Here is a 23,809-nt window from a genome sequence, read left to right as displayed (position 1 = left end):
CCTTAATTAGGCAAAGACTATAGGGATCTATAAACATCCTTACCCTTATCCGTAATGCGTATTATTGTTGAGTAGCCAATTATCTCGAGCCTAATTAAGCCCAAGTCCTCTAGCCTATATAATACGTCCATGACATCATTAATATTAAAACCAGCTATTCTAAATCGCTCAGAAACCTCCTCAAGCTTAATACTGTCTTGACCCTTCCTATCACAGGCGTCACCAATAATCCTTAAGACCGTCCTCTCTCTATCACCTAATTCCATAAATATCATTTACTTATTACACAACTTATTAATAAGGATTTTTATATTTAGATCAATGCATATATTTAATAATGAATAATATTAAATTAATACGATAATTCAATTCAAGAACTAAGTCATTAGGTCTTCGGCATAACCCTTATAAGCTTCATGAAAGCGCTTTCATGATCGCTCATGCCATTAAGTAAGGATACTAAGTACATAAAATCAATAAATGGTAAGGTTTCCGTAATCGGAATGGGGACGTGGGGGCTCGGCGGAGGTTTCTGGTCACCTGATTACTCAAACGACGAGGGTTGGGTCAAGGTATTAAGGAGAGGTATTGAGTTGGGTATGACGCTTATTGATACGGCTGAGATGTACGGTGGTGGTCATGCGGAGGAATTAGTTGGTAGGGCAATAAGGGGCTTCCCAAGAGAGGAACTCTTCATAGTCACTAAGGTATGGCCGACGCACTCGAAGTATAATGACGCCATTAAATCGGCCAGGGCGAGTAGGGAGAGACTGGGCACGTATATAGATCTGTACTTACTTCATTGGCCCGCCACTGACGTACCTATTTGCGAGACTATGAAGGCCTTTGAGAGGTTGATAGATGATGGTGTAGTTAGGTTTGTTGGTTTGAGTAATTTTGATGTTGAGGGTATTGAGAGAGCTAGGCAGTGCTTTAGTAAGTATGATATTGCTGCCGTGGAGAATAGGTATAGCCTTCTTCATAGGGTTGATGAGGCTTCAGTAATACCATACGTGCAGAGAAATGGCATGCTTTATCTGGCATATACGCCGCTTGAGAAGGGCGAATTTGCTAATAATGAGTTCCTCAGAAGTATTGGTAGGAAGTATGGTAAGTCTGCAATACAAGTCGTGCTTAATTGGTACATAGGTATTGATAATCTTGTGTCAATACCGAAGGCTGGTAGGTTGGAGCATGTTGAGGAGAATGCGGGTGCAATGGGTTGGAGGTTAAATAAGGAGGATTGGGATGCAATAAGTAATCACTTCCGTAGGGCTTAGTAATGTCGAGAAACCTAGACGTTATTAAGTATTTGGGAGTGATATCGTTGTTACTATTAATCGTAAGTTCAATACTACTGGTAATACCGCCAAGCCAGGGCATGCTCACTACCTACACATGCATAAACGGTGAGTTAAGAGACAACACGACCTGCGTATTTCCTCAGGTAGTTAGGATAAATAATTATGTGATTGGTAATGCCTTAGTATCAGTAAATAATGGACAACCTGAAAAGTTAGGTAATGGTTCAATAACCGCCCGCGAAATCACGTTAATACCAATGGTTAATTACGTAAGGATCATTAATCAAACCCAGGTTATATTCAACATTTATAACCCAACGAGTAAGTGGGTTAACATTACACTACCCGGTTCGTGCATCCTCACAATAAATACAACAATACTTGGTAGTGGGTATATTTCAATTACTGTATTAAGTAATGGGAGAGTCGTTGATTATACCCCATACACGTACTCACTATACATATCGACGTACGCCAATGATAGCGTTAACCTACTAATAAAACCGGCTGTTCCATTATCGTGCCCCTGCATAAACACTATAGTTAACGTATCAGTGAACGGCACATGCGTTGAACGTAACAGCGCCATTATAACATCAATCGCGTATATAAAGAGCAGTAATGCGGTTAGTAATAATCCCTATAGGACCTACGTATTAATACTCCTGTTAACTTCATTAATTGCACTCATGGTTTCATTAATCCCTGAAATTAAGCGATGGATCTATGGGGCATAAAACATTTATAATTTGCCAATATACAAGGCTTGATGCCAGGTATTAACGAGATTGTCCAGGAGGAAGCAAAGAAGATAGTGAATAAGTATTTCGAGCAGGTAAATGAGAGGATAAATAAGGCTAAGGAGGAGTTACTGAAGAAGGTTGAGGATATAAAGAACATTAAATAACTGGACCATAAAGCTTAACTACGAAATCCCTAGGTATGCCCTCTAAGAAGGCATTCAGTAATGCAATGACCATGTCACTTTCAATAAACTTAAAGTGCACAGCGGCTAATGAAGCCCCTGGAGAGAATTCTGTGAATAATGATATCATGGAATCCTCAAGATCCTTAGTAAACCTATAACTGAACGGTCCGAGGTACTGAACTAACGACCTTAAATCTGAGGACCCGGCTACTTTAATTAACTGATCTAATGATACAAATACTGAGGCTAGTTCCTCGAGAATTCTCGTAGGTGATTCACCGTAGATCTTAATTACGGTACTAAACACCGCGCCTGAACGTATTACTAACTCATTAATTAACTCCTGAGATATACCCCACAACTTACCCCTTAGAAACACATTAAGGTTATAGTAATCAACAAGCTCCTTAATGAACTTACCAACCGAGTAATCAATCCTTGCTAAATGCATTAAGTACTCTATGAAGGCCTTATCAATGAACGTATCAATGAGCATGATACTATATTGAGGATACTGCTTACTAACCTTTAGGAAACCGTCGAGTGCAGGACCTGCAGGATGCTGAAACTCCATTAACTTATTACGTAGATCCTCAACATCTCTAACACTCATAATGGCAGCTAGAATATGCCTCCTGCCAAGTTCCTCCTCAACAGCCACATTAAGTAAGCTCTCCAGAGAAACGCCACTCTCCAAACTCTTCATTAACGATTTGGTGATAACCTTGATATTTTCTAGCTCAAACCTCATTAAGTATGACTTTAATACTGTAGATGCTGGTGATGGCACTGATGACGCCAATAAACTTATTGACTTGATTACATGAGATCTAATTTCATTAGTTACTTGAGCCTCATCAACTATTTTACCTAACCTCTCAAGCACATCGCCATAGTCAGTACCCTTTAATACATTAACTGCATCATCAAGCGTCTGAGCAAGTATTAATGCATTTAACTTATCCTTAGTTAAGTACCTAGCCCTTAACCCCCTAACCCTAGGACCTAATGCCGTCAATTTAATTACGTAACTACTCGACATCTCGCCTATTCACCGATTAATAACTTAATGACCTCATCAACAGTTTTGTCAATCGCATCATTTACCTTCCTTCTGAACTCCTCAGTTTCCTTACGTAACTGCTCAGAATACTTGCTTACTTCATTTTCAATTTCCCTAGACTTACTCTCCCTATACTCATTAACGACACTCTTTATATACTCCTCAACTTCGCTCTGAACCTTAACCTTAACCTCATTTATCAACCTGGCAATCTCAGCATCACTACTATCTCTCAATTTATATACTTCATCAACCTTACTATCAACTTTCCTAAGAATCTCATAAAGTCGTTCTAAGGACACGATAAGCGCCTATGGGAGAGCCTTAAAAATATTATTGCATTATAATTCATGAAACTGAGGACTTGATCCATGACATATTAATAATGATAAATTATGACAGAGCCTTAAAAATCTCCCCAAAAATTCACAGTGTGGATGTTAAGGATGTTGTAAGGATATTCAGGTTCATAAGTATCGCCCTATACCTAGTGATAATTGTCATAACAGTAATTCTTGGTGCAGTGGCACTGTACCTCGCCATTAGGGATATAGCATCATTAATGCCCTTCTCCTCAATATCGGATCTAAAAATACTGAGCGCCTTGTCCGCAGTATTCCTTGTGGTTATTGCCCTTGAATTTGTTGATATGTTTCTGGAGTACATTAGGTCAGGTACCGTGGTTGTTGACTTAGTATTAGCCGTAGTGCTCACTGCCATCTCAAGAGAATTACTGCTTTACATTGCATCGCCCAGCGGTTCCCTAGACTATGGAATATTACTAGTTATGAGTATACTAATACTTGCGTTGGCATATTGGTTAGTCAATAGGGCAAAGGCTATATCACATACTAGTTAATTCAAGTCTCCTCGGCATTTCAGGCAGTAAGTTCCTGGTGCTATACAGGGTTTCGTATTCATTAACGCCGAGTCTCCTCATTATATCTCCTATGGCATCCTCAAGCACATTCCTATTAATACCATGTATCATGAAATAGCAGTTGTAGGGCCATGAACCAAGGGTCACTTCCCTAAGTACTACGTGTGTCGTCTCCTCAATTAAAGCAGTCCTCTCACAGGTTTCTGGGGTTGCCTTGAAGACAACCATGGCGTTCTCTCTAAAACCTACCCTATCCGAATCCAGTGCTGCGTAAAAGTCCCTTATTACTCCAATCCTCATTAAATTACCCAGTAAATTCCCCAACTCATCAACACTAGTCCCGGCTAAACTGGCTATTTCATTGAAGGGTTCCCTCACAATGTTTATTGACCTTAACCTCCTGAAGAACTCCATTGATAGTCCTGCGGATTCTATTGATGGCACGTTAAGTGGTAATACCATGGGCTTCGTGCGAGATACGCCACTCATTAGGTCGAACTTAACATCTATCTTATAGGTCCTTAAAGCCGTTAGAATTACAAAGTCATTAATACTAAATTTAGATAGAGTATTGGAAACCTTCATTATTAACTCCTCCCTGCTCCTGGCCTTTGTAACAAACCACACATTATACCTAGGGTGCTCCCTAACGAAATTATGCGAAACCTGCGCATCAGAATTTATAGCCTTGGCAACATCATTAATTAAATCACTAGGTACATTAACACCGACCAATGCTGATACCAATCCCCTTGATCTATAATTCACGAGGGCACCTATTCTCTTAATTACACTATTGCGAAACAAATCCCTTGTTTTTTCTAGTACCCAGTCCTCGTCCTCATTAAGCCTATTTGCAATTTTAAGAAATGGCCTTTTTACTATTGGGAAGCTATACTGTAGCTCCATTAATAACGATCTTAACTTAGTATCAAGCTCCACAGTACCTGTTATTTTGCCCTATTTAAAAGAGATTTGCGTTGTGTCTCAGTGAATAACTGTTATATAGGGTTTAATTGAAGTGTGCTTTGTATGGAGGAGTATGATTCAAGAATTGTTAAAGCACTCATTGATTTAATAAGTAAGAGCAGGGGCAGGAGGGTCACGATTAAGGCAAGGTCATTGCTCAAATTCGCTGGACTTAATGGTAGGCACTCCGACATATTAAAGACGGCTAAAGTCCTTGGGAAATTGGCGAGTGATGGTTATGTTAGGGTTGAGAGTACTAAACCCATTAAGACTAGGTCTAGGGTGCTTAGGTATATAATAACCGAGAGTATGGAGTTGTGGAAGTTAGCCAAGGAGAATCCCAATGGCGCCGCTAACGTACTACTGAGGAGATTAAGGGATTTAAGTAATTATGATGGAACCCAGACTTAACGCGAATGAGGGGTAGTGAGGAAAGAGAGGTGGAAATTGTTAAAGGACATAGGCTTGACTATCAATTATATAAATACCTTTTACAGTACTTCTCCGACAGTGAATTGCAGGGCATTTTCGAAAGTATAAGGAAACCACCGAGTAAGTATTATATAAGAGTCAATACATTGAAGATAAGTCCTGAAGAATTACTAAAATTATTACGCGAACACTCAGTTGATGTTTATCAAGATAAGGATCTACCCGAGGCCCTGTGGTTCCCTGTAAAGGGACCTAATAAAGTACCTTCGGCGCGTAAGTACGTCTTAGCCGATAAAAAAGCCTCTGAGAGTGTTTATGTGGGTGCTAACTTATATGTACCTGGCGTGGTTAAAATGAATAAGGATGTTAAGAAGGGTGATGAGGTTAATATAGTTGCTCCCAATGGTGAGATAGTTGCCTTTGGAATTGCTGAGGTTAATGGTGATGAGGCTAGAAGCATTAGGCGAGGCATCGCTGTTAAGACACTGGTTAGTGTATATAATATGCCTAAGGTTAGGGATTTGCGTGAGTATGAGCTTGGTCTTTTCTATGATCAGAGCCTACCAGCTCAATGGGTTACCCATGTATTAGATCCCAGACCTGGTGATGTGATTGTTGACATGAATGCTGCACCAGGTGGTAAGACGAGCCACATAGTACAACTTAGTGGTGGTAAGGCTGTGGTTTATGCGTTTGATAGAAGTGAGAATAAGATTAGGGAAATAATCGAGAATCTAAGTAGGTTGGGAATGGATGGCCTATATAGGGTTGAGGTTAGGGATACAAGGTTTCTGGACATTGATGAACCCGACCTAATTAACACTGTGGATAAGATATTAATTGATCCACCCTGCACTGACATGGGCGTTAGACCCAGGCTCTTTGACATGAAGACCATGGAAACAGTGAAATCGGCAGCAAAGTACCAGGAGCAATTCATTAAGGTTGCCTGGAAACTACTGAAGCCAGGTGGGGTCCTGGTTTACTCAACATGCACAATACCACCACTTGAGAACGAGGACAACATAGCCTATGCCGAGAACCTGGGGTTCGAGGTTATTGACATAAGCATACCTAACACATCCGGCGGTCTTGTTGATAGGTATAGAAACTCGGTCACTAGGTTTTACCCGCATGTACATGATACGCCAGGCTATTTTATAGCCAAACTCAGGAAGCCTACTCAAATGCGTCAATGAACTCAGGCTTAAGCAGATCCACCAAATCTCTAGTATTAATCTTAATCAACGTGTTCCTGGATCCACCACCGCATAATACATACTCATTCTCCAGTACTGATGGATCCATAATAACCCTAAGCGATAAAACCTTATTGCTAAGTGGCGTTACTGCACCAACATCAACACCCAACACCTGCCTAACCTCCCTAGCCTTAGCCATGGCCGCATGTTTACCCAGCAACATGGACAACTTATCAAAATTAATTGCCTTATCACCCCTAACTATCGCCACTAAATATTCATCATCTACCTTAAGTAATAATGTCTTCACTATTTTAGTTGCAGGTTCACCACTCTCCCTTGACGCGCTTTCCACTGTCTCGACACCATGGTTGAATTCGAGGATGTCTACCGTTAATCCCATAATGTTCTCTCTACGTACCTCAACCACAATACTTAACTAATAAGTTGCCCTTTAATCCTTTAATACAATAAATTATAAAGACACTTCAGTAATTATGGCCGTAGACATAGTTACTAGGGAATTCAGGGAATTCTTTAATGAGGAACCAACCCTGGTAACTTCGGCACCTGGCAGATTAGACTTTCTGAATACGCACCAGGATTATAAAGGGTTGCCGGTGGTTGCCGTTGGTATTAATCTAAGGACTTACATCGCTATTTCTAAATCCCAGGGTGAGTTTATGGTGGCGTCAGGTAATTTAAGGGATGATAATGTGAATTACTTCGACAAATTCTCACTAAGTGGTTTAAGATTAATTGGTGGTAAGTGGTTTGGTGATTACATTAGGGCTCTTGTGATGGCATTTATGAAACACGATTATGTAGTTAATCCCTTTAGGGCTTGGATACGTAGTTATGTACCAATAGCGTCAGGACTTGGAAGTAGCGGAACATTATTAGTAGCGTTAGCCTCTGCAATCAGTGCAGTTAATGGATTCAACCTCGATAGAAAGGCAGTCGCCGAGATAGCCTACGAGGCAGAGCACGATGTTATGGGTATACCTTGCGGTAGGCTTGATCAGTATGCGGCTGCCTTTGGCGATATTGTCGTTATTGAGACCAAGCCTCCCTATAATGTCGAGGTTCTACCACGCCTCAGTGGAGCGTTCCTGGTTGTGGATACAGGCATTAGGCATAGTACTGCGGATATACATCCTAGGCGTCAGCAGGAGATAGATGAAGGACTTAGTAAATTACTTAATATGGACATACCAGGGAATCTGAGGAAGAAACTTGGGATCCATTATTGGGAGGTTCATTGGGATGAGATCAAGGAAGATGATATGTCGCGATTTATTAGGGAACTGGATGACACACCCAGGAGAAGGATATTATATACATTGAGAGCTAACGAAAGTACGAAATTGGCATTGAAGGTTATTAAGGGAGAGGCCGTTGATATTAAGGACTTAATAAAAACGCTTAACTTAAGTAATACTGAGGTAGATAGCTTAGTTTCCAGTTATGATTGGAGGGAGACGTTGATTGGTAAGGTTATGACCTATCAACATAAATTACTTAGTGAGTACTATGATGTTAGCCTACCTGAAATAGATAAGTTAGTTAATTTCCTAGTGAGTGAGGGTGCCTATGGAGCTAAATTATCTGGGGCTGGTCTGGGAGGTTCTGTCATAGCACTTGTTAGGGATGAGGATAAGGCTAAGGAGTTGTTAGGTAAGGTCCTGGATAGGGGCTTGGCTCACAGGGGCTGGGTTGTTAGTATAGACAGTGGGGTGACTATACATGGGCAGTAAGCCCACGATGGAGCTCAGGTGGGACCCAATACTGAGGGAATGGGTCTTGGTATCCAATATTAGGCGCTTCAGACCGTGGCAACCAAGTAATTATTGTCCTTTTTGCCCTGGAAATCCAGAGACTGGTTATGGATGGAGGGCCCTCATTCTAGAGAATAGGTACCCAATGTTGATGGAAAACCCACCGGAACCTGGTAATCACTGGTTCTATAAAACAAGTAGGTCAGTGGGTAAGTGCTATGTGGTCGTTGAGACCCCTGAGCATAATATTGATGATATCAGTGACTTACCCATTGACCAGATAGAGTATGTCCTAAGTATGATAATTAATAAGGTGAGGGAAGAATCAGGTAAGGACTATGCGCATTACTTTCTTTGGTTTAGAAATAAGGGTAGGGAGATCGGTGTTTCGTTAACACACCCACATAGTCAAGTTTACGTATTGCCCTTCACACCAAGCAGAATTGAGAGAGAACTCTATAGTGCCAGGGAATACTTCAATAATTATGGTAGGTGTCTTTTCTGCGACATAGTTAAGGCCGAGCTTAAAGACGATGCTAGGATAATTTATAACAATGATCAATGGGTCTCATTCATGCCGTTTTATTCCCATTGGCCCTTTGAGGTACATATATACCCAAAAAGGCATGTTCAATTGATCACTGAGCTTACGAATGAGGAAGTTAGAAGCCTGTCAGAAGTCCTTAAGGTATCATTATGTGGATTAACACATGTATTTAGTAAACCCATGCCATACATACTAGTATTACACCAGGCGCCCTTAAGGGGTGACTATGCATATTATCATCTGCACATTGAGGTTTATGGTATATTGAGGGAGGAGGATAAGATTAAGTATGCGGCGGGTATGGAGACTGGAGGCGGTAATTTCACGTACGACTCAGTACCTGAGGAGAATGTCCAAAGGATAAGGGATTCGATAAATATGAATTGTATTCATAAGAGTTGATAATAACTGCGTTAGGTTTTTATTAAATTCTGCTTTTTACGGCACAATGAGCAGCACCTTCAAGATCTCAGTCACTAAGATGGATTTTGGAGTTAGTGAGGAACTGAGTGGAAAGGTTTATGATACTATAATAATTGGCGGAGGCCCTGCAGGCTTATCAGCAGCAATTTACGCGGCTAGGTATGGAATGAGCACCATAATAATTACGGAGGAAATAGGCGGACAGGTTGGTAAGTCTGGCTGGGTTGAGAATTACCTCGGCTATACAAGGATAATGGGCCCCGACCTAGTGACTAAGTTTGAGGAACATGTTAAGTACTACAATGTGCCGATAATTATTGATTCTGTGGAGAATGTGGAGAGGGATGGCGACTTATTCAAGGTTTATACTTTAAATGGGGATGAGTATACGGGTAGAACCATAATAATCGCTGTTGGTGAGAAGAAGAGGAAGCTTAACGTACCTGGTGAAGATGCATTCAATGGTAGGGGTGTTAGTTATTGCGCCCCCTGTGATGCACCATTATTTAAGGGTAAGGTTGTTGCTGTGGTTGGTGGTGGTGATTCAGCGGCATCAGCAGCACTGTTGCTAACTGAGTATGCCAGTAAGGTTTACCTGATACACAGAAGGAATCAATTGAGGGCTCAGAAGTATTACCAGGATTTACTGCTTAAGAATCCGAAGATAGAGATCATATGGAACGCCGTTGTTAAGGAATTGCAAGGTGATAAGTTACTCAGAAAGGCAGTGCTACAGAGGGTAGATACTAAGGAGGTCCTTGAGTTACCATTAGATGGATTATTTGTCGAAATAGGCGCAGAGCCGCCTATTGAGTTGTTTAAGAGGATGGGCCTTGAACTTTCACAGGATGGTTACATAAAGGTTAATCACCTAATGGAAACAAGCATACAAGGTATTTACGCAGCTGGTGACTGCATTGACCTAACACCAAGGGACTTTAGGCAAATCGTAGTAGCCGCTGGTCAAGGCGCCCTAGCAGCCTACTCAGCTTATAACTACATAATTAGGAGATACGGATTTAACAGACGTTAAGATAAAAAGGAAACTTTATTTATACGAGGTACTAATCTAATTTATTGTGATGAAAGGTGAGCATAATGAGGAGGAAGAGACCGTAGGCACACTTGAGGAATTACCTCTCTCGGCCAGATTGATTATTAATTATTTAGAATTCGAGCACTTAATAAATAATAAGAATTACATCACATTTAAGGAGATAATTGATGGCACAGGCCTTGGAACAAGAACGGCTAGGAACGCCATTAATCTACTGCGTAAAAGAGGATTGATAGAGACTTACCTGGATGTTAAGGAGAGAAGGAGGTACATGTATAGGCTTAATTTTAGGAATCTCACGCAGGATAGGATTGACGTAACACCTGGGCTTTACGCCATAGATATTGGGCTTGGCACAATACCAAGCATGACATTTAGGATCTATAGGGTATTGAGGGCTACTGCTGTGGCCTTCTATACTGATAGTGTTCCAACGAGTTACCTTGAGTTCACTAAATGTACATGCGCCATGCAGAGATTAGTGAATTATGAGCCGCAGGGTTTTGAGGAAATAGTGTATACAGTTGCTAATAATGGTGGTTCTGTGGCATTAGTCATGGATTCATTACTAGACTCTCAGGTTGTAAAGCCATACTTAGATGCAATCTATCAATCAGGTGATGGTAATAACAGAATAATGATCTACAGAGTCGTTGGCGTCTCACCAATACAGGTCGCTCTTGAGTTATTACTAATGGAGAGGGAGGATAAGGTATCATATAGGAGAGATAACATTATAATTCGTGTAATAACAACCAAGGAGACTCTTCAATTAAGAGACTACATTAAGGCGTATGTCTTAGCAATGGGTAATGACGGATTATGGTTTAAGGAATATGATATGGGTAACAATTTTAATGGATTAAAGGCATACATTGTTTATTTAAAGGTGTAATTTACCTAACCTCACTTTCACTCAATTGCTTGCCTAAGTACTTAGCCGCCAGTAATAGGAACCTTAATCCTCTTCTGGCGTCATTATCTCTTAATACCTCACTCATTGTTTCGGCTATGGATTTACCATCAATAGTAACTTCCCTCGCAGCATTTAGGGACGCTACATATGCACAGCATCTAATGCGTGCCATGAACTCAAGCAACGTATCTAAATTGGTCATTAAATATGTACTATTTTCATTAATAAGTGTATGCATTAATTCACTCAATACCTCGGGATCACCGAGTAAATCCCTCAACGTATCTAATAACCCAACATTACCCATTGCACCTACCAGGTCAAGTGCCTTCTCAAGGCCTTCCTTTACATGAGGTTCTGTAAGCTTTACAAGTATGGATAGTAGCCTATCATAATCATTGAGCAACTTAATGATGCTTGTCGTTAATAGATTCTTCATAAGATCCTCAACAACCTCATTATTCAATAAGTCATTTAATGAATCAAGTATGCCAAGTTCATCAAGTCTCTTCATAACCTTTAGGAATTTAATGAGAGGCTCAAGGTACTCAGGCGTTAACACCTCAAGAAGCTTGCTCTCAAACTCTAGCTGATTCTCGAACATGTCACTCACCTATACAGATAACGTAGTTTCGCGGGTTCCGTTGCCTCAAAATAAGCCTCGAATATGGAATCCCAGAGCTCTGGATATAGTATTATGTCCCAATAAGCGGCCGCAAAGGCTACCTTAAATAAGTGATTAATTCTATTTATCGGATACTTAATAGTTGAGTTATTGAAATCACTTATTACGAATGTACCAAGACCATAACCAACATCAAATGGGCAGTTAGTACGCCCAGTATTACGGGCATCCTCACCCTGAAGTATCCTAGCAACAACATCAGCCTGCAGATGAGCAGTAACTCCAGTCTTAGCCACTGGTAGTGCTGAGGCATCACCAATAACGAAGGCATCATCAAATCCCTTAATCCTATTCGTGAACTTATCCGCCTGAATAAACCTATCACTGTCGAGTATGTCCTCAGGCATATACTTAATATCAACACCAACGTGAGGTGGTATAACTATTGCCGCATCAAACTTAAGCTCCTCACCCTCCATTGAGTAGGCAACCCTCTTCTCAGGGTCTATGCGGTCGAGTGTGTAGAAGGTTACGTAATCAATACCCCTCTCCTTAAGCAATGGCTCTATTAACTCATTCATGGGCTCCGCGGGATATGGCCTTGGATAGAAAGTGGCAAAGACAATCCTCACCTTATCTCTCAAACCCCTCCTTCTGAAGAATTCCTCAGCAAGGAATGTACCCTCCAAGGGGCTTGGTGGACACCTATATGCACCTGGAGCCAGAATTATCGCTAACGTACCCTCTTTCATACTATTTAATGTCTGCCAAACCCTCCAGGCATTTTCCTCATTGCTATGGTAATTACCAAACATCTCGGTGACCTTATCAAGGCCGGAAATCCTTGAGTATTCCACGGTGGCTCCTGTGGCTATTATGACATAGTCATACTCTAGTCTTTTCCCATTCTTAAGTTCCACGTACCTATCCTGGAGATTAACAGCCTTAACGTCTGACTGGATGAAATTGATCCAGGGCTTTAGCACTGAACGTATTTCACGCTTAATGGTTTTCTTAGAGCCCCTGAAGGCTATGTACAGTAGCCAGGGCCAGAAATAGTTATAGGGTTGCCTATCGATGACAGTAATCTCAATCTCATCCCTAGGAAGCCTATTAGCAAGTATTGCACCGCCGGCGCCACCACCAATAATAATAACCCTCTTTTTAACAGAGGACATTGTTCTCAACCCTAATTATTTCTTCGCGGTTACTTTGATTATGGCGATTATTTTGTCGGGTTCTTTCCTTAATTCAATTAGTTGGTTTCCTGTTCTTTGTATCCAGGCCTTTATATCTGGTTCGAAGCCTGAGTCTGTGGCCCAGACCTCGATAATGTCACCATTCTTTGCATTCCTATACGCCTTAACAACTTCAGTAATGGGTCCAGGACAGGCAATACCCCTCGCATCCACAAGAACCTTGTTACCCTGGCTCATAACCACCACCTCATATGAATAATACTTGTCCTCCTTTTGCCATCTCCAGGAATGTTGTTACACCAACAATATCATCAACAAGTGCTGGATCGAAGTCCTCTCTCTTAAGACCGGCTGCCGACGACATCATGGAGCAAACATACACCTTAGCACCCATGCTCTTAGCTTCCCTAAGCATGTCAAGCCATGTGGGCGCCTTTATCCTGGCCATACCCTCCTGAAGCCTAGGAGCAAACTGCTCAAACTCCCTAGGCCAAACGGGTGGTGTTGGGTTCTTCAGTAGCTTAAACATTGCCCATCCAGTGAAGAAGATATTCACCTCATAACCAAGCGCCGCAGCTGCCTGAGAAATCACACCCACTGGTATTAACTTATCCTCCGTACCCGAGAACACGATCATGCTTATCTTATCCTTACCCGAGCTCATACAAGGATACGGAGTATTCAAATGAATAAAAATAATAAAATCAAGTGCATTTTATGCACCTAAAAAATAATCTTATAAAACTAAACAAAAGACCAAGAAAAAATATAGATAAAAACAAAACAGTATAAAAGCATTCATAAGTCAATAATGTCCATACTACGTAACTTATCGTGGAGACTCCTAATGATCAGTTACTGAGTAAGTTAACCTACATGCCAAGTGCATTCGTTGTGTCTCCTGGCAATGTCAAGTCATACCAATTGTCAATTGGTGTCAATGAATCCTTCAACAGGTGGGTCTACCTAATCAACCTCGAGAGGAAGGTTAAGGGGTTGGGTAGGTTAAGTCGTCAATGGGCTTTAGGGTTATGGCGTTTAGGGAGAAACTGGCATCTAGGATTCACAAAAACAAGGGGCTTTATAATGTTGTTAAGTCAATCATGATTGTTCACCATGAATTCACCAAGGCAATGAATGCATTAAGTAAGTTACTCCAAGTAAACCACCCTGCATGAACCAGGCTTAGGCGTTACTTACCTAGCTACAGTGACCAAGGTCCACTGACAAAACCGATTGAGACTTTGATTGAGGACTGGGGCAAGTTGCTTGATGCCGAGAAGCTTAGGCAACTATTGGCGTTAGTCAACATGAATGTTAAGCCCCTAGATAGATCATTAGTTGATGAAGCCGATGTGAAGTTGATTGTTTACGTGGATAATAGCGGCTACGTGGAGCTTAGGACCGTGCGTATGGATTATGGGGATGCCATGAGTATTTTAGAGAGGTTGAAGAGAACAAGTTATAATGGAGCTGAGCTGACTAAATGGAACGGAAGATGCATGGTCTACATGAGCATGAATGAAATCAAGAAATACCAAGACCTCGTGGTCGAGATCTACAAAGTACTAAAGAGGATGTGTAGAAAGGCAATGAGCAAAGGCAGGACAAGGAGAATGATAACGATAACAAGTGTGATAACCAACCTAAACTGCTAAAAACCCCACCCAAAGCCCACTGCCTAAAACGCCAATACACAAACTAATAAAATTTCCTGGAGCCCCGGCCGGGATTCGAACCCGGGAAGATTGGGTGTCTGCATTAGAAATTGATCCTGCAGCCCAACGCCTTCACCACTCGGCCACCGGGGCATTTTATGTTCTTGTACGGGAGATTTAAGCCTTTCGGCAGGTTCGGTTTGAATAATTTTTATCCTTTATAATTCGGATCAAGTTCCGTCAATGCCCTGATTATTCGTTCTTTCCTTTTCTCGTTCTTCGTCCTATTTAACATTTCATAAAGCTTAGGAATGACCGACATTTTAATGTCTTCACGTGCCCTAACCTCATCCCAGGGAATTACAACCTTTACACACTTCTCAGCTTTCCTCTTCCTAACATCAAAATCCTCACCGTATATTTGTTTTAATTGCTTAATAATTTTATGCGCATCAACCTCATTGTATCTCACAACCCTTAGTTCGACGCCCCTCTTAAAAACATCTATAGAAAACCTTATACCAGCTATCTTAATTTGAGGATGCCTCCTATTGGCATTAAATTAGTCATTTGTTTCAATTTATTCCACTTATCAATATTAAGAACATCAAATAATATCCTTATTACCGGTGGTGTAGTATCAAATATTTTCCTCGCCAAGTTAATGGCATTATTACCTCTAATAAATATTGGAACCTCACCTTTCGCGCTGTTGAATATCTCATAGTCAATGTCATGATTTTTTAGCATGCTAAGAATCGGTTCCCATTCATTAAACTCAACTTGGCCAATGGATATTTTAATCACGGGGCTTTAGCCTGGCTTTACTGTTACTATGTTTTAGTAAGGTTACATTACCATCACCAAGTATTACCGTACTCATAAACCTTAGTAACTCCCCATAATTAAATCCTCTAAGTATATCAATAGCCTTGTTTTTCAGTGAGACATAATCATTAGCCACCAAGTACCATTTAATTTTTACGTCATTTTTGTTTATGTCGATGGCGTTGATGCTGATGTATATCTTGCCTGGGTATAGTAGCATCCATAGTATGGTTTGCCATAGGTATGCTGTGATCATTGTTGGTCTGTTGTTTGCGTCTCTTCCTTCGTCGGTTATTGCAAGCCCTAGTCTTAGTGGTGTTAGTGTTTCTTTTTCGAGTTTTTCGTAGTCTTAGTTGTTCATGGTTTCCCTGAATATGTTGGGTATTTGTATTTTGAGTCCGTTTAGGCCTTTGAGTCTTAGTTGTATTGTTATGCTTTTGTCGTTGTTTCGTATTTTGTTTATGCTTAGCCCCACGTGGTTTTTATAGACGTGGACTGCAAGAGTCTTGCTTGTCCTGTTTATTATTACGCGGGCCCTCCCACTCGTTATCTCCCGGGTTAATTCCGCAACCTCATTTCCTAAAGCGCTGGTCCAGTAATTTCTTAGGTCGTTACTCATCTGTTTAGTAGTGATGGAGGATCTCCCTGATCGAACCTATTACTGATCTGTGCTGTTCATTCACCTCTTCGTAGTTCCCGAACCTATTAACTAACTCCTTAATTTCACTAACGTAATCATTAATCCACCGATCTCCATGGATACCCATTTATCAATCCTATCTATGGTCTCCTTAAGTAGTTCAATTACTTCGTCTCTGGTAGCCTTATCCGTCACGGGTTCCCTCGCCACGCACTTCCTACCTGGTCTGCAATCACCATAGTAAATCCCTATATTGTCAGGGATCTTAGGAGCCATTGAGCATTCATACGTTTAATTTATCCGTTTGGTTAATAAATTACTTTCAGTGTAATGGTAGAAAGTTAATTAATGAGGAACGTGGGGGTAAGGGGTTTCGATGGATTTGTTTCGTAAATTATGTGCTTTGACTGTTTTATTCCTATATTGTGAAGGGCTTAATCGAGACATAGCTCACGACTTGTCAAGGTGAGTTTTTACCACTAGTTATGGTTACACCTTTTATGTTGTTGGATTTGTGAGAAGGTTTAATATTTTGTTTGATTATATTGTTTATGATGGTTAATAGGTTTTTGGTTTTTGTTGGTGTTCTTGTTCCGTTTCTCATGAGCGCATTTTGCGTGTTCTCCGTTGTTTATTTATTTCCTGGGATTGCCGCTGAGTTTCATGTTAGTATTAAGTATCTTTCGTTTCTCGTGATGTTATCCTTCATTGGTGGTGCTTTGGGTGGTGTTGTTTTGGGTATGCTTGCTGATGCGTATGGTAGGCGTGTTGGCTTGTTGGTGTCAGTATTGATCTTCTCAGTATTTACCTTAGTTGCCGGTTTTGTTAATGTGCTGTGGGTGTTGTATGTGTTTTGGTTTTTGGTTGGTTTTGGCGTTAATGCTGAGAATGGGATAACGTATGCCGTGATCACTGAAGTTTGGAAGGGTGGCAGGGGTTTAATGGGTGGTCTTGTTCAGGGTATTTACTTCGTCGGTATTTTGATGGATGCTGCTTTAACGAGTATTATACCGTCGTGGAGAATAGCATTATTTATTGTTGGTGCCCTATCCCTTGTCTTATCAGTACCTCTTGTGATCACAATACCCGAGACCACGAGCAAGGTGGGTATCTCTAGGGTTGGTTATGGTGAGTTGTTTAGGGGTAAGTACCTGCTATTGACTGTGTTGTCCACGGCATTGGTGGCTTCAGCATTCCTCTACACAATACCACTGGTCTCTTTAGCCCCCACATACCTGAGCGTGGTTAGGGTTGGTGATCTCCATGCTTGGTTAATCGCATTACCCATAATTGGTGTTATAGCCTACATACTGGCTGGGTACCTCTCGGACGTATATGGCCGGACCGAAGTCCTACTTGCCCTAAGCACTATAGCTGCTGTGTCGGCTATAGCATTATTAATAATACCAGTTACATCCTTAGATTACGTAGTGATTCCCATGGCTATGGCATACTTCTCATCATCAATATTCTCATACCTGGGTGTATTCATAAGTGAGCTTTATCCCATGAGGTTTAGGGCAACGGCTTCCAACTTCGCGTTTCTATTGGGTAGGGTATTAGGTGGGGTTGGTCCTCCCCTTGTGGCGATTTTATTCATTAAAAACCTGAGTTTTGGACTAGGTGTAGTATTACTTATATGCGCTGTTGTGGCGTTGGTATCAACATTAATAATAAAAAGGGTAACTAGGGCAGGATAAGGAACCAATTATCTATCCTTATTTAATTTTATTTATGAGCTCATTTTTAACATCCTTACCTAACCTCATCAATATTCCCCACGCAGCCAAGACGCCCGTGGCTGCAGCTACATTTATGCCCCTTGATAAACCAGCACCATCACCGGCTGCGAATATTCCATCGACTGTGGTTTCCATATATTTATTAGTAATGGCTCTCATACTATAGTACTTAATCTCTGGTGCGTAGAGCAATGTATATTTTGAGGCGAGTCCAGGTATTACATTATCCACCTTGTGTAGGAACTCCATTAAATTATCGAGAACCCTATGTGGTAATGCCATCCCTATGTCACCTGGTGTTACAAACTTAAGCGTTGGCTCAATAACATTTCTCCTGACCCTATCCCACGTAGACCTCCTACCATCTTCAAGATCACCAAGCCTCTGAATTATTGGCTTACCACCACCTAACTTCGTAGCCAACCTAGCAATTGACTTACCATACTCTATCGTATCCTCCATGGGATCCGTAAGCCTAATCGAAGTTAATAATGCAAAGTTAGTGTTATTGCTATTCCTATCCACGTATGTCTCCCCATTAACACCAGCCGTACCATCATCATATCTCTCCATGACCACAAAACCCCCTGGATTAACACAGAATGTTCTAACCTTATCATCATGAGATTTCGTATACATAATAACCTTTGGATCCATATACAGGCTAGTTATTGGGTCCATAACGTACTTAGGAACCTCAACCCTAACACCAACATCGAGTGGATTAGGCATTAACTCAATGCCTAGCCTTCTCGCCTCATCCCTAAACCACTCAGCTCCAGCCCTGCCTGGTGCCATTAGTACCGTCCTAGCCTCAATAATTCCTCTCCTAGTCTTTAACGAGAAGAACCCATTACCTCGCTCTATACGCTCAACCGCAGTACCAATAACGAACTTAACTCCGGCCTCTGTTAAGTATGAAGCGAAGTTTTCAATAACTCTTATAGAACCGTCAGTACCAATGTGCCTCTGCCTAATGGGCACGAGCTGGGCACCAACACGAGCCAGTGATCTCTGGTACTCCTCGAATGCAGATCCCCTAGGCTCAAAAACCCTCTCTTGCGGCGACCCAAACTTTAGGAAGATCCTATCAATGTAATCAATGAGTAGGTTAGCTGCATCCCAACTATTGAGGATTTCCTGAAGATCACCACCAATGTCAGGCCTTAGGTTAATAATACCACTACTGAAGAGCCCAGCGCCACCAATACCATGAGTTATGTGACAAGGCACACAGACACACTTACCAATCTTAGCCAATGGACAATGCCTTTGCCTAGGCATGTAGCCTTTATCAACCAACACAACGCTTGTATCCCTAGTGTTTTCTACAATCTCATAAGCCGCAAATAAACCTGCAGGTCCACCTCCAATTATCGCCACATCATACATCATGGCCCAACCACCTCACGGCGCATGTCAATCATGTCCATGGAATCCTCGCCAGTCCCTACTAACGTAACCGGTACCTTCAGAACCTCACTAACGCTCTCAATCCACCTCCTCGCTTCAACGGGTAGGTCATCCCACCTCCTCCTTCCACGAATACTTGGAAATAATGCGTCAAACTTTGTTATGGCTATCTGAGTTGGTCTATTTAGCATTATAGCCCTCCTGGCTAAGTCAATATTAAATGGCGCAGCGCGTCTTGGCCTACCAGTGACTGTACCCCTCTCAGCCCAGCCCCTCGTGACCACCTCATCCATACTTAACTCACCAGGTAATTCACCAGCACCTACCCTCGTCACATAGGCCTTAAACACGAGTATAATATCACTAACAAGCCTTGGACTAATCCCAACCTCACTAATAATGCCCGCGGCCGTGGTATCTCTCGAAGTCACGAATGGGTAAGTACCATGGTAAAGACTCAGGAAGGTTCCCTGGGTACCCTCAATAATTACATTACCATCCCTATCCAACTCCTCATTAACTTCCCTACTAACATCAGTTATTAAGTCCCTAAGCTCGGGAAAATCCCTGGCAGTCCTTAAAACCCTCAGTACCCTATCAATCATCGCCGCACCCACGCCCTGACCAGTTGACCCTATAACCTTCATTAAGTACTCATTACTTCTCTCGCTTTCAACATGCTTATCCTCAATAATACCAGTATTGGCGTCGACCCAAATCCTACCCCTGCTACCTGTCTCCTCAATCTCCCTAAATAAGACATCAATCTTAAGCAACGCGCCTGGCGCTATCATAAGCCTTGTCAATTTATTAATGAAGCATGAAGGTACAATCCTAAGCTTCCAGTACCTCCCACCGTAATTTACGGTATGACCAGCATTTATGGAACCAGTCCTAACGCAAATACTTGCTTTATCTACGAGACCTAAATAAGACACTACCTTACCCTTACCCTCATCGCCAAACCATCCACCAACAACTACTGTTAGTGGCACTTTTTAATTAAAGACATCAACACTTATTTAAACATTGCTTCAGCAGGTACACGTAATACATGGCCACTATCATTAAATAAATTTTTAAATAACGATACCATTAAGTTACTGTGGATTATATATCACCACTAGATGATAGGTATTACGAGGAACTGAGGGATTACGCGGCGGCAGTTTCCGAAAAGGCATTCGTGAAGTATAGGTTGAGGATTGAGATTCTATACCTTAACTTCGTAGTTGATGCACTAAGTAGGGTAGGCCTAGTGAAGCCATTGACTAAAGAGGAGAAGGAAAGATTGCTTTCATTGAGGTTTAGTGATGATGATTATGAAAGGTTTAAGGAGATTGAAGGTAAGCTCGGTCACGATGTTAAGGCGATTGAGTACCTGCTCAGGGAGAAACTTGGTAGTGTTGATCTTGGCAGGATAACCCATTTAACGCACATTGGATTAACTTCTGAGGATGTGAATAATCTGGCTCTTGGAATCCTCGTTAGGATTGCCACGTACAATTACCTAATGCCTGAACTAACTAATTTATTAAGTACGTTGGTTACTCTAATGGAGAGGTACGCCAGTTTACCAATGCTTGGGAGGACTCATGGACAACCAGCGACACCGACAACCCTCGGTAAGGAGATTGCATATCATGCCTGCAGGTTAACCTATTGGCTAAGTATGACAACTGACATTAAGTTGCAGGGTAAGGTTTCGGGTGCCACTGGGTCTATGGCCAGTTTCCCAATGATTAGTAGGGACATTGATTGGCCACAGGAATTGAACAAATTCGTTAGGGAGCTTGGTTTTGAACCTGCGCTGGTCACAACACAAATACTGCCCCCTGACACACTGACCCAATTATTAACATCCATTGGCCTAATGTCTCAGTCGCTTATTAATCTCGCTCAGGACCTTTGGATTTATAATATGCTTGGTTACGTACATGTTCACGGTAGACCCATAGGATCATCCACAATGCCTCATAAGGTTAATCCAGTAGATCTTGAGAATGCTGAAGGCAATTTGAAGCTTGGTTCTTCAATCCTCATGGAGATCAGTAGGCATATTCAAGTGAGTAGGCTTCAGAGGGATTTAAGTGATTCAACTATTAAGAGGAATATTGGGCTTGGCATTGCTCACGTGATCCTTGGGGTAAGGAGACTGAATGCCGTATTGAGCAGTATTGACGTTGATGATGATGCCATAAGTAAGGACTTGAATGAACATTGGGAGGTACTTAGTGAGGCTGTTCAGGTTAGGCTTAGGGCGTTGGGTATGGCTGATGCCTATGAGAGGGCGTTAGCGATATTCAGGAGGTCGAGAATGGGAATAGAGGATTATGAGAGGGTATTAGATGAATTAGGCGTTAATGATGATGTACTGCGCGGACTAAGTCCAGGTAAATACATTGGTTATGCCAGGGATTTAACCATGAACTGCCTAAGCCAGTGTAAATATACACTGGAGATCATTAGGGCTAAAATGAGTAACGAGGTTAATACCCTGAAATCCCTTGAATTTTTAGGGCAGTAATACGAATACCGCGACCAATTAAAATAACCCAGCAATAATTAAGCCACCTGATAAAGCCAATTACATGCAGAGCAGTAAGTATGAATTGAGGAGGAAGTTAATGGACATTATTGTGAAGGAGTTAGACATGGTGCTTATGCACGAGGAACGCACCTACAGATTAATGATTAGGAGCGATGATTGCATTCGATTGATCCTAATAAGTGATGATTATGAAGTAATTGAAAGTAAATGTCTAAACAACGTGAGACTAAGCACAGTAATAGCTTTCCTGAGTGAAGCATTGTTGCATTAAACAAGCCACCTCATTATTAATGCTAGGATAAAGCCAATAATCATGGCAGCAATGAGGGACGGCACAGTCTCAACAGCCCTCCTCAGTCTAGTCCAAAACCTCCTGACAGCACTCGGTCTCCTATAAATAATGAACTCAATACTCAACGAGTTGGGACCACCCCTGACGTAGTAAGCCCTAACCACACCCCTAAACCCCGATTCACTTAAATCCCTGGCAAACCTAGCCAAAGCCTTACTAGGCACTAACAGAAAACAAAAATAACTAATTAATATAAGTTATTAGTAACGATGCTTAGATTACATAGCCATAGCATTGGCATATTCATATTATTATAACTAGAGCTTAATATGACTGAATAAGATTAAAATATTCCTGATTAATACTAGTTAACTTAAAGTCCTAGATTCCTTAAAATAAATAATTCCTTATGGTATTTAATTTCAATTACTAAAAACACCAGAACATTAATACCTACTATAGTCCTTAACGACCCTACCAAAATCTAGCACGTAGTCAAAGGTCCCATAAACACACCTAATTACTCTCCTCGGCCCCAACCTATAAAGCGGATCAATATCACTCTTGTTATTAAACACCAACGTACAAGGACCAGTCCAAACACTCTTCGGAGTCAATTTATGCCTATACCTATCAACCAATTGAACCAGCGGCTCAGCACCATCACCGGCTGGCGGAATAACCTTAAGGGCAAGCCTAGTGATCGGCAGTGGCTCTATCCTAGCAGGTTCCTCAGGCCTGATCACGGTAGTTATAAGTCTCAACCCCTCAGGCCTTTCTAGGAATCCATAAACCAAGTCAAAGCTCCTCCTAATATCAAGAACCGCGAATTTTTTGGGAACACCCCACACTTCTCTACCCGCCGCAAGCCCTACGTCACTATTAACGTAGTTATAAGCCGTATAATACTTCTCCTGACCATCAAGCAACACCTTAATGTCCACGGCAAACTCATTATAAGGCCCTAGAGTACTGAATGGGAATTTAAAGAAGGTGATGATGACCTCTGTGGGCACTGGAACCTCCAAATCCTCGGGAATCACCTCAGCGGCACCCTCTGGATCAGCCTCGAAGAATACCTGGAGGACTTCGGCATCAGGAAAATACTGGGGTAATTTTGCAAAGAGAGGTGTATTTCCTGGCATTGACCAGAGATTTCTAACGGAAAGCTTGCCTTTAATCCTATTTTGCATAGCCATTAAGGGCTGATACATAATTACAGAAATTAAGTTTTGCCTTAAGAAAAGTATCGGCAATATTTACGTAATAAGATACGAAAGTTCATTAAGAGGAATTTATTTAAGAATATAAATTTTAATCTAAATAATATGGTATTAGAATGCTATAAGAAATGCCGTAAAT

General features: G+C 41.5%; 32 protein-coding genes and 1 tRNA gene. 15 read left to right on the top strand and 18 right to left on the bottom strand.

Annotated features, from left to right (window positions below; translation table 11 throughout):
* Positions 1-17: 17 nt before the first annotated feature.
* On the bottom strand, positions 18-266 hold the full coding sequence (locus ACP5L5_RS06130; protein ID WP_013603881.1) for a hypothetical protein: 249 nt from the start codon (positions 264-266) through the stop codon (positions 18-20).
* Positions 267-440: 174 nt separating this feature from the next.
* Between ACP5L5_RS06130 and ACP5L5_RS06125 the strand changes: the two genes are divergently transcribed.
* Genes ACP5L5_RS06125 through ACP5L5_RS06115 form a run of 3 tightly spaced genes read left to right on the top strand, consistent with a single transcriptional unit; the run spans position 441 to position 2,211 of the window.
* Positions 441-1,280, top strand: coding sequence for an aldo/keto reductase (locus ACP5L5_RS06125; protein WP_428762378.1), 840 nt, complete (start codon positions 441-443; stop codon positions 1,278-1,280).
* A gap of 2 nt (positions 1,281-1,282) precedes the next feature.
* Positions 1,283-2,041, top strand: coding sequence for a hypothetical protein (locus tag ACP5L5_RS06120; protein WP_428762376.1), 759 nt, complete (start codon positions 1,283-1,285; stop codon positions 2,039-2,041).
* Between the two features lie 32 nt (positions 2,042-2,073).
* The gene (locus ACP5L5_RS06115) at positions 2,074-2,211 is read left to right on the top strand and encodes a hypothetical protein (protein WP_428762375.1); all 138 of its coding nucleotides are present in this window, start codon (positions 2,074-2,076) and stop codon (positions 2,209-2,211) included.
* Here the strand turns inward: ACP5L5_RS06115 and ACP5L5_RS06110 are convergent.
* Together ACP5L5_RS06110 and ACP5L5_RS06105 are read right to left on the bottom strand one after the other, a co-directional pair.
* On the bottom strand, positions 2,204-3,274 hold the full coding sequence (locus ACP5L5_RS06110) for a V-type ATPase subunit (protein ID WP_428762373.1): 1,071 nt from the start codon (positions 3,272-3,274) through the stop codon (positions 2,204-2,206). The two genes, ACP5L5_RS06115 and ACP5L5_RS06110, sit on opposite strands and share 8 nt — an antisense overlap.
* Before the next feature lie 5 nt (positions 3,275-3,279).
* Positions 3,280-3,597 (bottom strand): hypothetical protein, encoded by a 318-nt coding sequence (locus ACP5L5_RS06105; protein ID WP_013603886.1) that lies wholly within the window; start codon positions 3,595-3,597, stop codon positions 3,280-3,282.
* Positions 3,598-3,728: 131 nt separating this feature from the next.
* On the opposite strand from ACP5L5_RS06105, the gene ACP5L5_RS06100 reads away from it, so the two are divergent.
* On the top strand, positions 3,729-4,154 hold the full coding sequence (locus tag ACP5L5_RS06100; protein ID WP_428762372.1) for a phosphate-starvation-inducible PsiE family protein: 426 nt from the start codon (positions 3,729-3,731) through the stop codon (positions 4,152-4,154).
* Here ACP5L5_RS06100 and ACP5L5_RS06095 read toward each other — a convergent pair.
* The gene (locus ACP5L5_RS06095; protein ID WP_428762370.1) at positions 4,140-5,117 is read right to left on the bottom strand and encodes an Lrp/AsnC family transcriptional regulator; all 978 of its coding nucleotides are present in this window, start codon (positions 5,115-5,117) and stop codon (positions 4,140-4,142) included. The two genes, ACP5L5_RS06100 and ACP5L5_RS06095, sit on opposite strands and share 15 nt — an antisense overlap.
* Positions 5,118-5,207: 90 nt before the next feature.
* Between ACP5L5_RS06095 and ACP5L5_RS06090 the strand changes: the two genes are divergently transcribed.
* Positions 5,208-5,555 carry a hypothetical protein gene (locus ACP5L5_RS06090; RefSeq protein ID WP_013603889.1) on the top strand — a complete coding sequence of 116 codons (348 nt, stop codon included), beginning with the start codon at positions 5,208-5,210 and terminating at the stop codon, positions 5,553-5,555.
* A gap of 5 nt (positions 5,556-5,560) precedes the next feature.
* Entirely contained in the window at positions 5,561-6,775 is a 1,215-nt protein-coding gene (locus tag ACP5L5_RS06085) for a PUA domain-containing protein (RefSeq protein ID WP_428762368.1), read from the top strand.
* Here the strand turns inward: ACP5L5_RS06085 and ACP5L5_RS06080 are convergent.
* Entirely contained in the window at positions 6,756-7,208 is a 453-nt protein-coding gene (locus tag ACP5L5_RS06080) for an aminoacyl-tRNA deacylase (protein ID WP_428762366.1), read from the bottom strand. The two genes, ACP5L5_RS06085 and ACP5L5_RS06080, sit on opposite strands and share 20 nt — an antisense overlap.
* Positions 7,209-7,275: 67 nt before the next feature.
* On the opposite strand from ACP5L5_RS06080, the gene ACP5L5_RS06075 reads away from it, so the two are divergent.
* Genes ACP5L5_RS06075 through ACP5L5_RS06060 form a run of 4 tightly spaced genes read left to right on the top strand, consistent with a single transcriptional unit; the run spans position 7,276 to position 11,478 of the window.
* On the top strand, positions 7,276-8,535 hold the full coding sequence (locus ACP5L5_RS06075; protein WP_428762364.1) for a galactokinase family protein: 1,260 nt from the start codon (positions 7,276-7,278) through the stop codon (positions 8,533-8,535).
* Entirely contained in the window at positions 8,525-9,505 is a 981-nt protein-coding gene (gene galT, locus ACP5L5_RS06070) for a galactose-1-phosphate uridylyltransferase (protein ID WP_428762362.1), read from the top strand. Before ACP5L5_RS06075 ends, galT begins: the two co-directional genes overlap by 11 nt.
* A gap of 46 nt (positions 9,506-9,551) precedes the next feature.
* On the top strand, positions 9,552-10,559 hold the full coding sequence (gene trxB, locus ACP5L5_RS06065; protein ID WP_428762360.1) for a thioredoxin-disulfide reductase: 1,008 nt from the start codon (positions 9,552-9,554) through the stop codon (positions 10,557-10,559).
* Positions 10,560-10,608: 49 nt separating this feature from the next.
* Entirely contained in the window at positions 10,609-11,478 is an 870-nt protein-coding gene (locus ACP5L5_RS06060) for a hypothetical protein (RefSeq protein ID WP_428762414.1), read from the top strand.
* Position 11,479: 1 nt separating this feature from the next.
* On the opposite strand, the gene ACP5L5_RS06055 is transcribed toward ACP5L5_RS06060, so the two are convergent.
* From ACP5L5_RS06055 to ACP5L5_RS06040, 4 genes are read right to left on the bottom strand one after another with little or no spacing between them, the layout of a single operon-like run.
* Complete coding sequence (locus ACP5L5_RS06055; protein ID WP_428762358.1) at positions 11,480-12,103, bottom strand: DUF1641 domain-containing protein; 624 nt, start codon at positions 12,101-12,103, stop codon at positions 11,480-11,482.
* Between the two features lie 5 nt (positions 12,104-12,108).
* Complete coding sequence (locus ACP5L5_RS06050) at positions 12,109-13,302, bottom strand: NAD(P)/FAD-dependent oxidoreductase (protein WP_428762356.1); 1,194 nt, start codon at positions 13,300-13,302, stop codon at positions 12,109-12,111.
* A gap of 15 nt (positions 13,303-13,317) precedes the next feature.
* Positions 13,318-13,560: a sulfurtransferase TusA family protein gene (locus ACP5L5_RS06045; RefSeq protein ID WP_428762355.1), complete on the bottom strand. Its 243-nt coding sequence runs from the start codon at positions 13,558-13,560 to the stop codon at positions 13,318-13,320.
* Positions 13,561-13,570: 10 nt separating this feature from the next.
* Entirely contained in the window at positions 13,571-13,987 is a 417-nt protein-coding gene (locus ACP5L5_RS06040; protein ID WP_428762353.1) for a DsrE/DsrF/DrsH-like family protein, read from the bottom strand.
* Between the two features lie 170 nt (positions 13,988-14,157).
* On the opposite strand from ACP5L5_RS06040, the gene ACP5L5_RS06035 reads away from it, so the two are divergent.
* Positions 14,158-14,430 carry a hypothetical protein gene (locus tag ACP5L5_RS06035; RefSeq protein ID WP_428762352.1) on the top strand — a complete coding sequence of 91 codons (273 nt, stop codon included), beginning with the start codon at positions 14,158-14,160 and terminating at the stop codon, positions 14,428-14,430.
* A gap of 137 nt (positions 14,431-14,567) precedes the next feature.
* Complete coding sequence (locus ACP5L5_RS06030) at positions 14,568-14,981, top strand: hypothetical protein (RefSeq protein WP_428762350.1); 414 nt, start codon at positions 14,568-14,570, stop codon at positions 14,979-14,981.
* A 57-nt stretch (positions 14,982-15,038) separates the two neighbouring features.
* Here the strand turns inward: ACP5L5_RS06030 and ACP5L5_RS06025 are convergent.
* From ACP5L5_RS06025 to ACP5L5_RS06005, 5 genes are all read right to left on the bottom strand, one after another.
* Positions 15,039-15,134, bottom strand: a tRNA-Cys gene (locus ACP5L5_RS06025).
* A 58-nt stretch (positions 15,135-15,192) separates the two neighbouring features.
* Positions 15,193-15,453, bottom strand: coding sequence for a hypothetical protein (locus ACP5L5_RS06020; RefSeq protein ID WP_428762348.1), 261 nt, complete (start codon positions 15,451-15,453; stop codon positions 15,193-15,195).
* A gap of 53 nt (positions 15,454-15,506) precedes the next feature.
* Positions 15,507-15,788: a hypothetical protein gene (locus ACP5L5_RS06015; RefSeq protein WP_428762346.1), complete on the bottom strand. Its 282-nt coding sequence runs from the start codon at positions 15,786-15,788 to the stop codon at positions 15,507-15,509.
* Complete coding sequence (locus ACP5L5_RS06010) at positions 15,781-16,065, bottom strand: hypothetical protein (protein WP_428762345.1); 285 nt, start codon at positions 16,063-16,065, stop codon at positions 15,781-15,783. The genes ACP5L5_RS06015 and ACP5L5_RS06010 overlap by 8 nt, the downstream gene beginning before the upstream one ends.
* A gap of 453 nt (positions 16,066-16,518) precedes the next feature.
* Positions 16,519-16,725 carry a hypothetical protein gene (locus ACP5L5_RS06005; RefSeq protein ID WP_428762343.1) on the bottom strand — a complete coding sequence of 69 codons (207 nt, stop codon included), beginning with the start codon at positions 16,723-16,725 and terminating at the stop codon, positions 16,519-16,521.
* A 278-nt stretch (positions 16,726-17,003) separates the two neighbouring features.
* On the opposite strand from ACP5L5_RS06005, the gene ACP5L5_RS06000 reads away from it, so the two are divergent.
* Positions 17,004-18,149: an MFS transporter gene (locus ACP5L5_RS06000; protein WP_428762342.1), complete on the top strand. Its 1,146-nt coding sequence runs from the start codon at positions 17,004-17,006 to the stop codon at positions 18,147-18,149.
* Between the two features lie 18 nt (positions 18,150-18,167).
* Here ACP5L5_RS06000 and ACP5L5_RS05995 read toward each other — a convergent pair whose 3' ends face one another.
* A complete protein-coding gene (locus tag ACP5L5_RS05995; RefSeq protein ID WP_428762341.1) occupies positions 18,168-19,586 on the bottom strand; it encodes an NAD(P)/FAD-dependent oxidoreductase in 1,419 nt (472 codons plus the stop codon).
* Entirely contained in the window at positions 19,583-20,599 is a 1,017-nt protein-coding gene (locus ACP5L5_RS05990) for an adenylosuccinate synthetase (protein WP_428762339.1), read from the bottom strand. The genes ACP5L5_RS05995 and ACP5L5_RS05990 overlap by 4 nt, the downstream gene beginning before the upstream one ends.
* 110 nt (positions 20,600-20,709) lie before the next feature.
* Here ACP5L5_RS05990 and purB point away from each other — a divergent pair, with 110 nt between their 5' ends.
* Positions 20,710-22,131, top strand: a complete 1,422-nt coding sequence (gene purB / locus ACP5L5_RS05985) for an adenylosuccinate lyase (RefSeq protein WP_428762337.1) — start codon at positions 20,710-20,712, stop codon at positions 22,129-22,131.
* A 64-nt stretch (positions 22,132-22,195) separates the two neighbouring features.
* Positions 22,196-22,426 (top strand): hypothetical protein, encoded by a 231-nt coding sequence (locus tag ACP5L5_RS05980; RefSeq protein WP_428762335.1) that lies wholly within the window; start codon positions 22,196-22,198, stop codon positions 22,424-22,426.
* Here ACP5L5_RS05980 and ACP5L5_RS05975 read toward each other — a convergent pair.
* Together ACP5L5_RS05975 and ACP5L5_RS05970 are read right to left on the bottom strand one after the other, a co-directional pair.
* Entirely contained in the window at positions 22,423-22,671 is a 249-nt protein-coding gene (locus ACP5L5_RS05975) for a sodium:solute symporter (RefSeq protein WP_428762333.1), read from the bottom strand. The two genes, ACP5L5_RS05980 and ACP5L5_RS05975, sit on opposite strands and share 4 nt — an antisense overlap.
* A gap of 222 nt (positions 22,672-22,893) precedes the next feature.
* Complete coding sequence (locus ACP5L5_RS05970; RefSeq protein ID WP_428762331.1) at positions 22,894-23,646, bottom strand: acetoacetate decarboxylase family protein; 753 nt, start codon at positions 23,644-23,646, stop codon at positions 22,894-22,896.
* Positions 23,647-23,809: the final 163 nt, after the last annotated feature.

The organism is Vulcanisaeta sp. (assembly GCF_049966235.1).
In the GTDB taxonomy this organism is placed as follows: Archaea; Thermoproteota; Thermoprotei; order Thermoproteales; family Thermocladiaceae; genus Vulcanisaeta; species Vulcanisaeta moutnovskia.
The sequence above is the reverse complement of the archived record's forward strand: the minus strand, read 5'-3'. Positions and strand labels throughout refer to the sequence as shown.

Excerpts from the sequence above, each read along its gene's own strand:
- ACP5L5_RS06130 (WP_013603881.1), bottom strand. The coding sequence starts at position 266 with ATGGAATTAGGTGATAGAGAGAGGACGGTCTTAAGGATTATTGGTGAC.
- ACP5L5_RS06125 (WP_428762378.1), top strand. The coding sequence starts at position 441 with ATGCCATTAAGTAAGGATACTAAGTACATAAAATCAATAAATGGTAAG.
- ACP5L5_RS06120 (WP_428762376.1), top strand. The coding sequence starts at position 1,283 with ATGTCGAGAAACCTAGACGTTATTAAGTATTTGGGAGTGATATCGTTG.
- ACP5L5_RS06115 (WP_428762375.1), top strand. The coding sequence starts at position 2,074 with ATGCCAGGTATTAACGAGATTGTCCAGGAGGAAGCAAAGAAGATAGTG.
- ACP5L5_RS06110 (WP_428762373.1), bottom strand. The coding sequence starts at position 3,274 with ATGTCGAGTAGTTACGTAATTAAATTGACGGCATTAGGTCCTAGGGTT.
- ACP5L5_RS06090 (WP_013603889.1), top strand. The coding sequence starts at position 5,208 with ATGGAGGAGTATGATTCAAGAATTGTTAAAGCACTCATTGATTTAATA.
- ACP5L5_RS06085 (WP_428762368.1), top strand. The coding sequence starts at position 5,561 with ATGAGGGGTAGTGAGGAAAGAGAGGTGGAAATTGTTAAAGGACATAGG.
- ACP5L5_RS06075 (WP_428762364.1), top strand. The coding sequence starts at position 7,276 with ATGGCCGTAGACATAGTTACTAGGGAATTCAGGGAATTCTTTAATGAG.
- galT (WP_428762362.1), top strand. The coding sequence starts at position 8,525 with ATGGGCAGTAAGCCCACGATGGAGCTCAGGTGGGACCCAATACTGAGG.
- trxB (WP_428762360.1), top strand. The coding sequence starts at position 9,552 with ATGAGCAGCACCTTCAAGATCTCAGTCACTAAGATGGATTTTGGAGTT.
- ACP5L5_RS06060 (WP_428762414.1), top strand. The coding sequence starts at position 10,609 with ATGAAAGGTGAGCATAATGAGGAGGAAGAGACCGTAGGCACACTTGAG.
- ACP5L5_RS06055 (WP_428762358.1), bottom strand. The coding sequence starts at position 12,103 with ATGTTCGAGAATCAGCTAGAGTTTGAGAGCAAGCTTCTTGAGGTGTTA.
- ACP5L5_RS06050 (WP_428762356.1), bottom strand. The coding sequence starts at position 13,302 with ATGTCCTCTGTTAAAAAGAGGGTTATTATTATTGGTGGTGGCGCCGGC.
- ACP5L5_RS06045 (WP_428762355.1), bottom strand. The coding sequence starts at position 13,560 with ATGAGCCAGGGTAACAAGGTTCTTGTGGATGCGAGGGGTATTGCCTGT.
- ACP5L5_RS06040 (WP_428762353.1), bottom strand. The coding sequence starts at position 13,987 with ATGAGCTCGGGTAAGGATAAGATAAGCATGATCGTGTTCTCGGGTACG.
- ACP5L5_RS06010 (WP_428762345.1), bottom strand. The coding sequence starts at position 16,065 with ATGATCACAGCATACCTATGGCAAACCATACTATGGATGCTACTATAC.
- ACP5L5_RS06005 (WP_428762343.1), bottom strand. The coding sequence starts at position 16,725 with ATGGCTCCTAAGATCCCTGACAATATAGGGATTTACTATGGTGATTGC.
- ACP5L5_RS06000 (WP_428762342.1), top strand. The coding sequence starts at position 17,004 with ATGGTTAATAGGTTTTTGGTTTTTGTTGGTGTTCTTGTTCCGTTTCTC.
- ACP5L5_RS05995 (WP_428762341.1), bottom strand. The coding sequence starts at position 19,586 with ATGATGTATGATGTGGCGATAATTGGAGGTGGACCTGCAGGTTTATTT.
- ACP5L5_RS05980 (WP_428762335.1), top strand. The coding sequence starts at position 22,196 with ATGCAGAGCAGTAAGTATGAATTGAGGAGGAAGTTAATGGACATTATT.
- ACP5L5_RS05970 (WP_428762331.1), bottom strand. The coding sequence starts at position 23,646 with ATGGCTATGCAAAATAGGATTAAAGGCAAGCTTTCCGTTAGAAATCTC.